This window comes from Vibrio profundum (assembly GCF_050337555.1).
GTDB lineage: Bacteria > Pseudomonadota > Gammaproteobacteria > Enterobacterales > Vibrionaceae > Vibrio > Vibrio profundum.
The window spans coordinates 204,941-217,557 of record NZ_JAKJTA010000003.1 but is presented as its reverse complement, the minus strand read 5'-3'; the positions used below and the strand labels follow the sequence as shown (position 1 = coordinate 217,557).

15 protein-coding genes and 1 pseudogene are annotated in these 12,617 nt (G+C 46.9%); 1 reads left to right on the top strand and 15 read right to left on the bottom strand.

The window, feature by feature from the left end; translation table 11 throughout:
* Positions 1–160 precede the first annotated feature (160 nt).
* Positions 161–1,093 carry a 50S ribosomal protein L3 N(5)-glutamine methyltransferase gene (prmB, locus tag L4C34_RS01060; protein WP_428787486.1) on the bottom strand — a complete coding sequence of 311 codons (933 nt, stop codon included), beginning with the start codon at positions 1,091–1,093 and terminating at the stop codon, positions 161–163.
* 58 nt (positions 1,094–1,151) lie between these two features.
* On the opposite strand from prmB, the gene smrB reads away from it, so the two are divergent.
* Positions 1,152–1,682, top strand: coding sequence for an endonuclease SmrB (gene smrB, locus L4C34_RS01055; RefSeq protein ID WP_428787485.1), 531 nt, complete (start codon positions 1,152–1,154; stop codon positions 1,680–1,682).
* An 89-nt stretch (positions 1,683–1,771) separates the two neighbouring features.
* Here smrB and L4C34_RS01050 read toward each other — a convergent pair whose 3' ends face one another.
* The 14 genes and pseudogenes from L4C34_RS01050 to fliH form a co-directional block, all read right to left on the bottom strand.
* Positions 1,772–2,110: a hypothetical protein gene (locus L4C34_RS01050; RefSeq protein ID WP_428787484.1), complete on the bottom strand. Its 339-nt coding sequence runs from the start codon at positions 2,108–2,110 to the stop codon at positions 1,772–1,774.
* A gap of 6 nt (positions 2,111–2,116) precedes the next feature.
* Positions 2,117–2,251, bottom strand: coding sequence for a hypothetical protein (locus tag L4C34_RS01045; RefSeq protein ID WP_428787483.1), 135 nt, complete (start codon positions 2,249–2,251; stop codon positions 2,117–2,119).
* A 99-nt stretch (positions 2,252–2,350) separates the two neighbouring features.
* Positions 2,351–3,481 carry a flagellar biosynthesis protein FlhB gene (gene flhB, locus L4C34_RS01040; RefSeq protein WP_428787482.1) on the bottom strand — a complete coding sequence of 377 codons (1,131 nt, stop codon included), beginning with the start codon at positions 3,479–3,481 and terminating at the stop codon, positions 2,351–2,353.
* Positions 3,482–3,504: 23 nt separating this feature from the next.
* Complete coding sequence (fliR, locus tag L4C34_RS01035; protein WP_428787481.1) at positions 3,505–4,287, bottom strand: flagellar biosynthetic protein FliR; 783 nt, start codon at positions 4,285–4,287, stop codon at positions 3,505–3,507.
* Positions 4,288–4,293: 6 nt separating this feature from the next.
* Positions 4,294–4,563 carry a flagellar biosynthesis protein FliQ gene (gene fliQ / locus L4C34_RS01030; protein ID WP_428787480.1) on the bottom strand — a complete coding sequence of 90 codons (270 nt, stop codon included), beginning with the start codon at positions 4,561–4,563 and terminating at the stop codon, positions 4,294–4,296.
* Between the two features lie 13 nt (positions 4,564–4,576).
* Positions 4,577–5,332 (bottom strand): annotated as a pseudogene (gene fliP, locus L4C34_RS01025) (flagellar type III secretion system pore protein FliP); the annotation flags it as partial.
* 64 nt (positions 5,333–5,396) lie between these two features.
* Positions 5,397–5,780, bottom strand: a complete 384-nt coding sequence (gene fliO / locus L4C34_RS01020) for a flagellar biosynthetic protein FliO (protein WP_428787479.1) — start codon at positions 5,778–5,780, stop codon at positions 5,397–5,399.
* 3 nt (positions 5,781–5,783) lie between these two features.
* A complete protein-coding gene (gene fliN / locus L4C34_RS01015; RefSeq protein ID WP_428787478.1) occupies positions 5,784–6,194 on the bottom strand; it encodes a flagellar motor switch protein FliN in 411 nt (136 codons plus the stop codon).
* A 12-nt stretch (positions 6,195–6,206) separates the two neighbouring features.
* Positions 6,207–7,256 carry a flagellar motor switch protein FliM gene (gene fliM / locus L4C34_RS01010; RefSeq protein ID WP_428787477.1) on the bottom strand — a complete coding sequence of 350 codons (1,050 nt, stop codon included), beginning with the start codon at positions 7,254–7,256 and terminating at the stop codon, positions 6,207–6,209.
* A 7-nt stretch (positions 7,257–7,263) separates the two neighbouring features.
* Complete coding sequence (gene fliL, locus L4C34_RS01005; protein WP_428787476.1) at positions 7,264–7,761, bottom strand: flagellar basal body-associated protein FliL; 498 nt, start codon at positions 7,759–7,761, stop codon at positions 7,264–7,266.
* A 59-nt stretch (positions 7,762–7,820) separates the two neighbouring features.
* A complete protein-coding gene (locus L4C34_RS01000; protein ID WP_428787475.1) occupies positions 7,821–9,815 on the bottom strand; it encodes a flagellar hook-length control protein FliK in 1,995 nt (664 codons plus the stop codon).
* Positions 9,816–9,958: 143 nt separating this feature from the next.
* Positions 9,959–10,402 (bottom strand): flagellar export protein FliJ, encoded by a 444-nt coding sequence (gene fliJ / locus L4C34_RS00995; RefSeq protein WP_428787474.1) that lies wholly within the window; start codon positions 10,400–10,402, stop codon positions 9,959–9,961.
* 10 nt (positions 10,403–10,412) lie between these two features.
* Positions 10,413–11,735 (bottom strand): flagellar protein export ATPase FliI, encoded by a 1,323-nt coding sequence (gene fliI / locus L4C34_RS00990; protein ID WP_428787473.1) that lies wholly within the window; start codon positions 11,733–11,735, stop codon positions 10,413–10,415.
* Positions 11,735–12,535 carry a flagellar assembly protein FliH gene (gene fliH / locus L4C34_RS00985; protein ID WP_428787472.1) on the bottom strand — a complete coding sequence of 267 codons (801 nt, stop codon included), beginning with the start codon at positions 12,533–12,535 and terminating at the stop codon, positions 11,735–11,737. The genes fliI and fliH overlap by 1 nt, the downstream gene beginning before the upstream one ends.
* Between the last annotated feature and the right edge of the window lie 82 nt (positions 12,536–12,617).

Sequence of the window (12,617 nt, the reverse complement as noted above, 5' to 3'; positions counted from 1 at the left end):
CGTGTCAGCGCGACGATCAGAAATCACAACTACGCAATTCTTCGTACCTTCATAGTCGCGTTAATACCCAGCGTTGTAAAGTCTTATTGACGCTATCGCAACCAAAAAAAAACACCAAGCGGTTAGGCTTGGTGTTGACAGTTTGAGTTAAGTTTTATTCTCAATCTTTATAGAGTGCGAACTCTGCGCCATGCTCAACTAATTGAGACTTAGTTAGCATAAACACGCCATGGCCACCGTTTTCAAACTCAATCCAAGTGAATGGAATATCTGGGTACTGCTCCATCATGTGGATCATGGAGTTACCCACTTCACAGATAAGAATACCTTGATCTGTCAGGTAATCCGGGGCGTTGGCTAAAATGCGGCGCACCAATTTTAAACCGTCGCTACCTGCTGCTAGGCCAAGTTCTGGCTCATGAGTGAACTCATCTGGCAAGCAGCTCATGTCTTCTTGGTCGACATATGGCGGGTTCGACACAATCAGATCGTAGCTTTCTTTTGGAAGATCGCGGAACAAATCAGAGCGAATTGGGAATACCTGCTGCTCCATGCCGTAATCTTGCACATTCTGCTCAGCAACTTGCAGTGCGTCGGTAGAAATATCAATGGCATCCACTTCCGCATCTTCAAAAGCGTGCGCGCAAGCAATCGCAATACAACCGCTGCCCGTACACAAATCCATAATGCGAGTTGGCTCTTCAACCAACCAGGGCTGGAACTGAGCTTCAATCAACTCACCGATCGGCGAGCGAGGCACCAATACGCGCTCATCAACAAAAAACTCTAAACCACAAAACCAAGCTTTGTTGGTTAGGTAGGCCGTTGGGGTGCGGTCATTAATGCGTTTAATAACACGCTCGACGATTCGTAGACGCTCGCCGCTAGTTAGGCGCGAGTTCATAACATGCGTAGGTACATCTATCGGCAAATATAAGGTTGGCAGAATCAATTGAACCGCTTCATCCCAAGCGTTATCTGTGCCGTGGCCATAAAATAAATTGGCCGCATTAAAACGACTTACCGTCCAACGCACCATGTCTTGAAGCGTGTGCAGCTCAGATACCGCTTCTTCTACAAAAATCTTATCCAAAATTGTCTCCCAAAAGCGCTACAATACTGCTAACTCGATCAATTTTTACTATATCGCAATGAGCAAAAACGATAACGAACACGACGACGATTTCGCCTTATTTAAAGACGCAGTAAAGGGCGTAAAAAAGTTGCCACAGGATACCATACTCCAGCAAGCAACAAAAAACGTTAAGCAAAAACAGTTGATCAAAACGGCCAGAGACGCCAACGACAACGAATTTTACTTTTCCGATGAATTTGTCCCTAGACTCAATGAAGAAGGACCAACCCGCTACGCCCGAGATGGTGTATCTCAATATGAAGTGAAACGGCTACGCCGCGGCGTGTATGTACCGGATGTATTTCTAGACATGCATGGCATGACGCAAAAAGAAGCCAAAAGAGAGCTGGCGGCGATGATCGCCTATTGCCTGAAAAATGAAGTGCATTGTGCCTGTGTGCAACACGGCATCGGCAAACATATCTTAAAGCAGAAAACCCCACTGTGGCTCGCGCAACACCCTGACGTGATGGCTTTTCACCAAGCGCCGTTAGAGTTTGGTGGCGATGGAGCGTTGTTGGTTTTGTTGTCAATTCCAGAAAAGTAGACATTTACTCGTATAATGCCGAGCGTTCGTGCACTCGGCTCTACCAACTCTATCGCAACCACTAAGCCCCCCATACACAACGACCGGAGCTAATGTGAACGTGCCTGTTCACCGACTTCAACGCCGCCTCTAAAGCGGATAATTTGCACTAACATCTCATAGTTTTCCAACTGATAGTGAACCGTGAAAAGCTTCTTCCTATCGCCATCTAACAAGTAAAAACACTTAAAAAATGCCGTGGCATGCCGAGAGCTATAGATTTGATCCCAACTCACGATATTGCCCTCTTTGCTAAGATGCCCCTGCCAAATCCCGTCATCATCAATAGAGACAGTATAAGTGGGCAATTTATTAAGAGAGCGATAAACCACATACGCCATGCCAAGCATCATCAATAAGTTAAAACAAGCAAGCCGGATATTACTCAAATGCTCTTAAGGAGAAGTCGATGGCAAGAACAACAAAGAAAGCCCAAGAAGCCCCACCAACGTAAAAAATACTACGCCAAAAAGCAATCCGCCTTTCGTACCTTTTTCAATTGGAAAATGTCGATATTCGGAAGTATCCATTACTTGAGAGCCTCGAAAAAATATGCTTATGGTAAACACCTGCGTTAAGGGCGTCAAAGACAATGTCCTAACCCTCAATTTCAATGCAATGTAGAAAAACTAATACCGATAATCTGGTGGAATAGGGATATTGTCCTGCTTGAGAATTGGCCTTGAGCCCCCACGACGTCGATGCTGTTTGAGCTGAAATACATAAGCGAGAATTTGTGCCACGGCGGTAAACAGGCCATCGGGAATTTCCTGCTCTAGCTCCGTGGTGTGGTAGAGCGCCCGAGCTAACGCTGGTGCGGGAATCACATAAATATCGTGCTCGCGTGCGATTTCTCGAATTTTTAGCGCCATATGATCGACCCCTTTTGCAATCACGATCGGCGCTTTATCCATATCTTGCTTATATCTTAATGCCACCGAAAAGTGCTCAGGGTTAGTCACGATAACATCGGCTTGTGGCACGTCGGCCATCATGCGCCTTTGAGCCGCTTCCCTTTGTAGCATCCGGATGCGGCCTTTCACTTCAGGCTTACCTTCGGTGTCCTTGTATTCATCTTTAATTTCTTGCTTGGTCATTTTCAACTGGTTAGCGTGTTGCCAAATCTGAAAAGGGATATCTATAGCAACCACAATCAGCAACGAGCAGCTGATCAGCAGGACAAAATTGAGCAAGATATCTAAGGCATGAAAAATGTTATTTGGGAAAACGTCGAGGCTAAGCTGAAACAAATCATCTTTGGCTGTCGTGATCAAATAAAACGCCATACCCGCAACCAGTGCCACTTTTAAGGTCGACTTAATAAGCTCCACCAAACTTTGCACCCCAAACATACGTTTGAGACCGCTCAGAGGGTTCATCTTTGAAAGCTTAGGCCTAGCGGCCTCGGCAGAGAATCGAACGCCCCCAACTCCAGCGGCGCCTATCAGAGCCGCAACAAATAGCATCATTAAAATGAAGACGAGAGGCATTATCAAATGGCCCAAGGAGCTAGAGATGATGTCAATTAGCTTATGTGAATCAAATACTTCTTCTCGGCTCAAGGTGAACATACGGGTCATCACTGTATAGAGCGCTTTGGCTAGTAAGGTACCAAACCACATCAACGCCACTGCCCCAGCGACCAATACAGAAACTGAAGCCAGCTCTTTTGAACGAGCGACCTGCCCTTTCTCGCGTGCTTGTTCTATCCGTCGGGGGGTCGCCGCTTCAGTACGTTCTTGACCATCAGATTCAGCCATCGCCGTCTCCTAAACCGATTGAGTTAGCAATTTAATCGAATCAAGCGGCACACTTGCTGCTCACCTTGAATCCAAAACGTTTGGTATTGCCCGTATAAGCCCGCCACGATATACCAACAAAGCAATATCCCGACCAACAGAGCGAAGGAGAAGCCCAGCGAGAATATATTCAGCTGCGGCGCAGCACGAGTCATCACACCAAATGACAAATTGATGGTCAGCAAGGCAATTATACCCGACAGCGACATACTCAAGGCCACCTTAAACATGATACCGAGCCATAACGCCAGCTCACGAAAATCTACGGCATTGAGTGTGCCGGTGCCAATAGGCAAAGTCTTAAAGCTCATAACCACCAGCTGGATCATTTTTAAATGACCATTGGTGGCCAAGAAAAACATGGTGGCCAGTAGCATAAACAACTGACCAAGTAGCGGCGTGTTTTGCCCATTTGCAGGGTCAACCATAGAAGCAAAACCCAAGCTCGATTGCATACCTAAAATTTGGCCCAGAATAACAAAGGTCTGAATCATAAATTGGGTGACCGTGCCCATAGCAACGCCGATGATGATCTGCTCTAGCACCACCAGAAAACCTTCCGGTGACACCAATTGCAAGTTTTGCGGCACTGCAGGGATAGCAGGCATCACGGCGAAGGTTATCGCTAACCCTAAGTACAGGCGCAATCGGGTAGAAACAAACCGAGCCCCAGTGACTGACATCACCATTAACATCGCCGCGATTCGGGTATACGGCCAGAAATAGTTCGCGATCCAATCGAGTATGACGTGTGTGGGATATTCCATATCGACCTAGTACAACACTTGCGGCATACGCTCAATGATGGAGAAAAAATACTCCATCAACATTTGCGTCATCCAGTGACCAAACAACATCAAGGCAAGCAGAGTCACAATTAAGCGGGGCAAAAAGCTCAGCGTTTGTTCGTTGATAGAAGTGGCTGCTTGAAACACCGCCACAATCAAACCAATTAACAAGCTGGGAATAATGATCGCGCTCACCATGATGATCACCATCCAAAGTGCATCCTGAAACAGCTCGACAAACATTTCTGGAGTCATGGGCTTGTTTCCCTTACGTGACGAAGCTGCCAGCCAGCGTTGACAAGATTAAGTTCCAGCCATCCACCAACACGAACAGCATTAGCTTAAACGGTAACGATACAATCATAGGTGACAGCATCATCATACCCATGGCCATCAACACCGAGGCCACAACCAAGTCAATAATCAGAAAGGGCAAAAACAACATAAAGCCTATCTGAAACGCCGTTTTAAGCTCCGAAGTAATGAATGCTGGGATCAATACTGACATTGATACATCTTCAGGGTTTTTCGCGTCTGAGCCTGAGATTTTGACAAAGGTTTCTAGATCTTTCACCCTAGTTTGCTTGAGCATGAAAGATTTCATTGGTTGTTCAGCTCGATCAAAAGCTTGTTTAGCGGAAATCTTTTCTCCGATATAAGGTTGCAGCGCTTGCTGATTAATCTTGTGGAACACCGGCGACATAATAAAAAAGGTCAGAAATAAAGAGATGCCGATGATCACTTGGTTCGATGGCGTTTGTTGCAAGCCCATCGCTTGGCGCAAAATCGACAACACCACCACAATACGGGTGAACGAGGTCATCAGGATAACCATCGCGGGCAAGAACCCGAGCATGGTCATCAACGCCAGTATTTGTAAGTTAACTGAATATTCTTCACTACCATTTGGATTAGTTGTCATGGTCAGTGCCGGAATACCTGCGCCAAAACCACCGTTAGTGATATCAGAACTTGTCGATTGAGTAATAGAATGCGTGGGTGAGCTTGTGGTCACCGTCTCGCCCGCCGCAAGAGTCAGCGGAGAAAAACACAAAGTGAATAAGAAAATGACGAGACTGGCGACGCGGCTAGGTATTATCATTTTTATTGAATAGCTGGGATAACTGAGTGGCAAATGAGCGACTCTCCAACTCCTCCTGAGTAAGTGGCTTATCTAGTTTGGAAATGAGCTGAATCGATTGCGAAGTAACGCCGACTAACAATTGTTCGTCCCCCGCTTGAATGATCATAATACGTTCTTTTTGGCCTACTTGAAGTTGACGTACGACACATAATCCCTTTTGGTTTGTGAGGGTTGGCACCTTCATCCGTTTCAGCAGCCACGCCAAAAATAAAATGAGGGCAATAACAAGTAAAAGCGACCCAAAGGTGGTCGCTAAATCTAATTGCTTGTCGGTGGCCGCATAAGCCAGTGTTGGCCACAGCGCTAGCGCAATGATAAACCGCTTCATCGCCTACCTTAACTTCTTAATACGTTCAGTTTGGCTGATAACATCCGTTAATCGAATACCGAATTTATCATTGACCACTACCACCTCTCCGTGCGCAATCAAGGTACCGTTAACTAATACATCCAACGACTCACCTGCGACACGCTCTAACTCAACGACCGAACCTTGGTTGAGCTGTAATAAGTTACGAATACTAATTTGAGACCGCCCAACTTCCATCGAAATTGTGACCGGAATATCTAAAATGGTATCTAACTTACGACGTTCATCCTCTGAAATGGGAGAAGACGTATCCTCTAACTCATCTAATGGCGCAGCTAATACATCATCGACATCCACGGCTGGCGCATCAGGATCCGCCCCTAAGGCTGCCGCCCATTCGTCGGCCAATTTTTGATCATCACTTGGTTCCATCACAACACCTTATTATACTTCTTCATCGCCCATATCTTCTTCAAACTCAGACATAATGTCCTTGCCCAAGAAAGCAATATCAGTTTTGACCACATCTGGTCGTTTAATTTTCTCAGACACCTGTACTGCGATAAACTCGCCAGAACGCCCCATCTTGACTCGATAGGTTGGCAATTCTTCCACAAACATCACGGCATGTTCTGGCATAGTTACCGGAATAATATCCCCAACGTCTAATTCCATTAGATCACGCAGGGAAACATCGTGCTCTAACAAATTCACCCGAAAATCCACGGGTACATCCATGATTTCTTCTCTTAATGCGGAGCTCCAACGTACGTCGGTTTCCATTTTGTCCGATTGGACACCCGCATCAAGCAATTCACGGATAGGCTCCACCATGGAATAAGGCATAACAACGTGAAAGTCCCCGCCCCCGCCATCCACTTCAATATGGAATGAACTGACCACAATCACTTCCGTGGGGCTAACAATGTTCGCCATACTCGGGTTCACTTCTGAGTCTAAATATTCAAACTCAACACCCATCACAGGTGACCAGGCTTCTTTATAATCTTCAAATACAATTTTGAGTAGCAACTGGACAATTCGACGCTCTGTCGGCGTAAATTCGCGCCCCTCGATTCGGGCATGAAAGCGGCCATCACCGCCAAAAAAGTTCTCCACTAGGATAAATACCAGCCTCGCTTCCATCGTGATCAGCGCCGTCCCTTTCAATGGACGAAAGCGCACCATGTTAAGACTGGTCGGGACATACAGAGTATTTTGGTATTCACCAAACTTCATCATTTGCACGCCGTTAATCGAGACTTCGGCGGTTTTTCTTAACATGTTAAACAAACTGATACGCAAGTGACGGGCAAAACGTTCGTTAATCAACTCAAGGGTTGGCATCCGGCCACGGACGATTCTGTCCTGCGAAGAGAAGTCAAAATTGGTCGCGTCTTCCCCTGAGGCTTCAATTTCTTCTTCGACGTCTTCTACGTCGTCTACACCATGCAGTAGTGCATCAATTTCATCTTGGCTTAATAGATCGGTCACTCATCACCTACTGGATCACAAAATCGGTAAATAACACACGTTCAATCACAGGCTTACCCACTGCGCGGGTTAAGCTCGCTTTAATATCTTCTGTCGCTCGGTCCCTTAGCTCAGTCCGTCCGGTGGCCGTTCTAAGCTGTTCGACCGACGCGGAAGCAAATGTCCCTAACAGGGAACTTTCAACCAGTGGTGAGTGATACCTCGCCAATTCTTCGTTTTCGAGACCACGAACCATCAACTGCACTTTAATTTGCACTAAGCGATCTCGGTCGTCACCCGTCACGTTAAACAAAAATGGCTGCGGGATATTGACATAAGCCACTGGATTCCCTGGTAAAGCCGCTTGCTCCTGTTGAGCTTGATCAGGTGCTGCTTCCTCGTCAGAGCCTAAGAGAAAGAAAGCAGCAGCACCCGCGCCTATCAATACGACAACCAGCACGATCACTATTACTAATCTACCTTTACCACCACCTTCTTCGGGTGCTTCTTTTTCTTCGTCCGCCATAACCTTCTCTATTGTTTCAATTTTATATACCCTGTGACCTCAGGGTACTTGGATATAGTTTAAGCGTAATAACTGATTCCATCACGTGCCGAACTCACATTCACATCAAGATTGACACCTGCTTCAAGGTTTTCATCATCAGCCGCAGCGCCTAATGGGCCTGAGGCTCCATTCGAGCCATCTCCTCCTTGAGCTGCGTAGCCTTGCTGCTGTCCACTACTTTGTTGCTGCACAGAAGTATCACCAAGCTGAACCCCTTGCTGGGATAACATCTCCCTGAGTCTTGGCATAGACTGCTCAATCATATCTCGAGCTTGGTGGTTCGCGACCGTAAAATGCACTCCGGCACCATCTCCATTCATGTGCAGACGTATTTGCATTCGGCCTAGTTCAGGGGGATCTAAGCGAATATCAATGTTCTTCAAATTCTTCGACATCATCATATGCACTTTTTCAGCAACCTGATCACCAGCAGCATCTCGGGTCAAATGCAACGGAGTGTTGGTACTCTGAGCGGCTTCCGCCCTTAGAGACTGTGTCGCAGCACTTGTTTGCTGCCCCGCAGCTCCCGCTAATTGCCCCGCGAGTCCCGCATCTTTATGCTCACTCGCGCGTTTATCTGCTGCAAGGCCCGCAACCATTTTGGCGCCCATCGCCGAACGTAATGCTGCATGGCTACTCACTTGCTGATTTGGCATATTGACCATCATTGGCATCGTGACTTGGCTTGCCAAGGATTGTGCATTTGTTTGCGATGCATCCAATGCTTGCCCAGCAGACAATTGCTGCGCTAACGTTCTATCAGCCGGTAACTGAGATGTCGCCAACTGATGTAAAACTTGCGGAGTTAACTGCGCCACTTGATCATGACCATGTTTCAATACTGCAGCCGACTTACCATGCACCAGTTCTTCCATTGGCACGGGCACGTTAGTCGGCAATACTGAGGCGCTCACCGCGGCTTGAGTTTCACTCGCTTTCTGTGGTTTGACGCCTACGCCATTGCTTGCCACAACTTGTTGGTCGATATTTGGCACTGATATTTGCCGAGGATCTAGCTGACCTTTCTCTTTAAGTAGCTGGGGAGCTTTCTCACCCTTCACCAAGCCTGCTTTTCCTTGCTGCCACTGAGGAAGCGCGGCCAGTTCATCCACGTGTTCCGCTTTAGCTTGGCCATCGAGCAGCTCGCTACCTTTACCCTGTAAGGCTGGACTTACGCTCTGTTGATTAAATGTGAGTTCCTCAGTTGTACTTTGGCTTTGTTTTTCTTGTGCCTGAGTCAATTGAGTCGTATCGACTGCTTGGTTTTGACCGACATGCGGCTGACCCTTACCACCCGATAGCAACACTTGCTGAGCTGATTTCATATCGTCGGCTGAGGGACCTTCTTTAACCGCCTGTTCACCCTTTTTCACGGGTTGAGTATCACCAAATTGCTGCCATACGGCTCCTTGCTCAACAACCGGCTCAGCGGCACCTTTAGAGCTTTCTTTTAGGCTTTCTTTTAGGCTTTCTTTTAGGCTTTCTTTTAGGCCTTCTTTAGCTGATTTTTCCGTGGGTTTCAGTTTAGTTAATTCGTCGGCAGGCAATTTATTGCCGTTTTTACCACGCAATGATTCCGTTGCATCGTTAAGCTTAGCCAGCAGCTCATCCCCTTCATCAAATACTTTGGCAGTATCAAACCTCTCCGTGCCCACTTTTGCTTTAAGATCAGCAACATCCACGTCACTGGCAACGTCGCTCTGGTTTTTCGCTGAATCAGTAGCCGATCCCGCTTTCGCACTCAACGAAATCGGCGTGCCATCGTCTGACGACTCGCCATCTAACAAGGCGTCAATCACCTCGCCTGATTTCGTCGTTGCTTCTGTTTTAACATCATGATTCTCAACCGATTCCTTACCCGCCTTTTTATCACCCAAAATAAGCGAAGCAAGCTTAGCAAGAAAGCCTTCTCCTTCTGTAACCTCACTGGATTCGTTGGAACTGTCGACGACCTCACCAGCCACTTTAGTGGCTTTGGCGCTATCCGTAGCTGGGGTTAAGTTAACATTCATATTTTGACACTCACTTCAATAATGATGTGCACCAACTTCATACCTTGTATAAAGCGGTTTCCCATACGACCAATGCAAAAAGTGAACCATGTGTGATAGGTATATACGGAAAAGTAAATCCCTTGCTAGACTCGCCGGCAGCATCACATCAATCGTCGGCTGCGCGCGTAAGCTTGACTTGAAAATTCATCCATTTGTTTCTGTTCTAAACGATCGGCTTGACGCTGCCTTTCAATGCGTTTTTTTTCTAGTAGCCATTCGTAAGAGCGGCGATCTTTTCGCATTTCCTGCCAATGATCTTCACTACTAACCACTTGCTGTTTAAAGTGATCTTCTGCTTCTTTCTGTTTCGCTAACGTTTCATCTAGCTGGGTTAAAAATCGATTGAGGTGCGTATATTGACTGGCTGTCAAACCATTCATGCCCCTTTGAACTAACTGCTGACAGTAGTCCAGTCTATATTGCTCAATTTGAGCCAACTGTTTGTAGTAGTCATCAAGCTCCAGATTGGCTGTGTTCAAAGAAATCGCAGCTTGATTTTCTCTGTCCTTGGCCTGTTTCAGCAGTATTTCGAATGCGTGGTCCATCTAAAGCTCCCTACTGACCTTGTAGCATATGCTTGAGCATATTTACGCTCATGTCGTAAGGCACGCTTTCTTTCATGCCTTGCTGGAGGTATTCATCGAGCTTAGGTTTGATGGTAAATGCGCTATCTATGGCAGGATCTGTCCCCGGTTTATAAGCCCCAATGGATACCAGATCCTGATTTTTTCGACAAATAGACAACACTTGTCGCACCGCTTTCGACATTAGCATATGCTCTTCAGTCACAATCTGTGGCATAACTCGACTGACTGATTTCTCAACGTCTACCGCTGGATAATGTCCCGCATCAGCAAGCTCACGAGAAAGGACTATGTGGCCATCTAAGATTGCTCGCGCGGCATCAGCAATCGGGTCTTGTAAATCATCGCCTTCGGTCAAAACGGTGAAAAAGGCCGTAATAGACCCTTTGCCTTCCGCTCCATTTCCTGCTCTTTCAACAAGCGCGGGTAATTTAGCAAACACCGACGGCGGGTAACCTTTGGTTGCAGGAGGCTCACCGACGGATAACGCAATCTCTCGCTGCGCTTGAGCAAAGCGAGTTAAAGAGTCCATCAACAACAAAACATCCAGCCCTTGATCTCTGAAATATTCCGCGATAGTCAGAGCCGTTTGGCAACCTTTTAAACGCATCAAAGGCGAAGCATCTGCAGGAGCTGCGACCACGACAGAGCGCTGCCTTCCTTCTGGACCTAAAATGTCTTCAATGAACTCTTTAACTTCTCGTCCACGCTCACCGATTAAACCAACGACGACGACTTGTGCCGTCGTTCCGCGGGTCATCATACCCAGCGTTACCGATTTACCGACGCCCGAGCCTGCAAACAGGCCAAGACGCTGGCCTTTACCCACACTTAACAGGCCATTAATGGATTTTAAACCCACATCTAATGGCTCTGAGATAGGCTTTCTCATCAACGGATTTATCGGGTCGGCATCAAAGGTTGCTCTGTGCTCAGCAAAAATAGGTCCGCCGCTATCGAGCGGATTCCCTACCCCGTCGATGACCCGCCCAAGCAACTCCATACCGACAGGAATCCCTGATATCGAGGTTAAAGGCGTTACTTTCGCACCGGGCAGCACCCCAGTAATTTGCTCACTTGGCATTAGATATAGACTATCACCAGAAAAACCAACGACTTCCGCTTCAATCTCACCCGACATTATTTCGACGGTGCAAAGACTGCCTATTGGTGCTCGGCACCCTGTGGCTTCCAAAGTCAGTCCAACAACACGAACCAACTTGCCCGATGCAACGGGGCGACAAGTTACATTATGAGTAGAATATTGACCAAGCCGATCTGCCAGTGCGTGCATCACTCGCCACCTTGATGGCGGTTCGCTTCGCAGAAATTGTGGAGTACGGTTTTAATACGCTCGTCAATTCGATAGTTAACACTTGAGTCGCTGATTTCTATTTGGACATCACCTTGGCTAAGAGCAGGGTCAGGCATTAAGGTCCAGTTATGAAACTCTCTGGTTTGTTGGTTGTATGCGCTTTCTGCCACTTCAACATCTTGAGGGTTTAATTTGATGCCGACTCGATGGCCAGCAATTGGTAAGCACTCAACCGACTGCTTTATCGTATCTAAAATAATTTGAGGATTGATCTTCACCTCAACATGGGTCACTTCTTTGACTAAACGTAACACCATATCGACCAGCTGTTTCTCAACTTGGTCGTTCATTAATTCCAGTGGCTGTGAGAATTGATTCACGATAGTGACAAAGTTTTGAATTTGAGTTTGAACAAGCTCTTGGCCGGCTTCCAACCCGTCATTTTTCCCGTTATCAAACCCTTCTTGGTGGCCGTCAGCGACACCTTGCTCTTTCCCTTTGTCATATCCTTGCTTAAAACCGGCTTCTTGCCCAGAGAGCAGACCTTCTTGAAACGCACTTTGGCGAATATTTTCCAGTTCTTCAGCAGTTAGTGCTGCAGGCTCTTCAATTTCAGGCTCTTCGACACTAGGCAGCCAGCCTGGATCATAATTAAAAGCAGTATCTTTAGCTTCCTTAGAAACTTCTGCGCTGTAGTCAGGTAGCCCCCATACCGTCGCCTTTTTTACGACTTCGTCTTCATTTAAACGCAAATAACCACGCTTTCGCTCACCAGCCATAATTTGTCCTATCCAAGGCAGTCAATTTCGGGGGGTAACTCTGTTATGAGAGCTCTGTTATGAGAGCTCAAGTTGGAAGAGC

Excerpts from the sequence above, each read along its gene's own strand:
- smrB (WP_428787485.1), top strand. The coding sequence starts at position 1,152 with ATGAGCAAAAACGATAACGAACACGACGACGATTTCGCCTTATTTAAA.
- L4C34_RS01045 (WP_428787483.1), bottom strand. The coding sequence starts at position 2,251 with ATGGATACTTCCGAATATCGACATTTTCCAATTGAAAAAGGTACGAAA.
- flhB (WP_428787482.1), bottom strand. The coding sequence starts at position 3,481 with ATGGCTGAATCTGATGGTCAAGAACGTACTGAAGCGGCGACCCCCCGA.
- fliR (WP_428787481.1), bottom strand. The coding sequence starts at position 4,287 with ATGGAATATCCCACACACGTCATACTCGATTGGATCGCGAACTATTTC.
- fliQ (WP_428787480.1), bottom strand. The coding sequence starts at position 4,563 with ATGACTCCAGAAATGTTTGTCGAGCTGTTTCAGGATGCACTTTGGATG.
- fliO (WP_428787479.1), bottom strand. The coding sequence starts at position 5,780 with ATGAAGCGGTTTATCATTGCGCTAGCGCTGTGGCCAACACTGGCTTAT.
- fliN (WP_428787478.1), bottom strand. The coding sequence starts at position 6,194 with ATGGAACCAAGTGATGATCAAAAATTGGCCGACGAATGGGCGGCAGCC.
- fliL (WP_428787476.1), bottom strand. The coding sequence starts at position 7,761 with ATGGCGGACGAAGAAAAAGAAGCACCCGAAGAAGGTGGTGGTAAAGGT.
- L4C34_RS01000 (WP_428787475.1), bottom strand. The coding sequence starts at position 9,815 with ATGAATGTTAACTTAACCCCAGCTACGGATAGCGCCAAAGCCACTAAA.
- fliJ (WP_428787474.1), bottom strand. The coding sequence starts at position 10,402 with ATGGACCACGCATTCGAAATACTGCTGAAACAGGCCAAGGACAGAGAA.
- fliI (WP_428787473.1), bottom strand. The coding sequence starts at position 11,735 with ATGCACGCACTGGCAGATCGGCTTGGTCAATATTCTACTCATAATGTA.
- fliH (WP_428787472.1), bottom strand. The coding sequence starts at position 12,535 with ATGGCTGGTGAGCGAAAGCGTGGTTATTTGCGTTTAAATGAAGACGAA.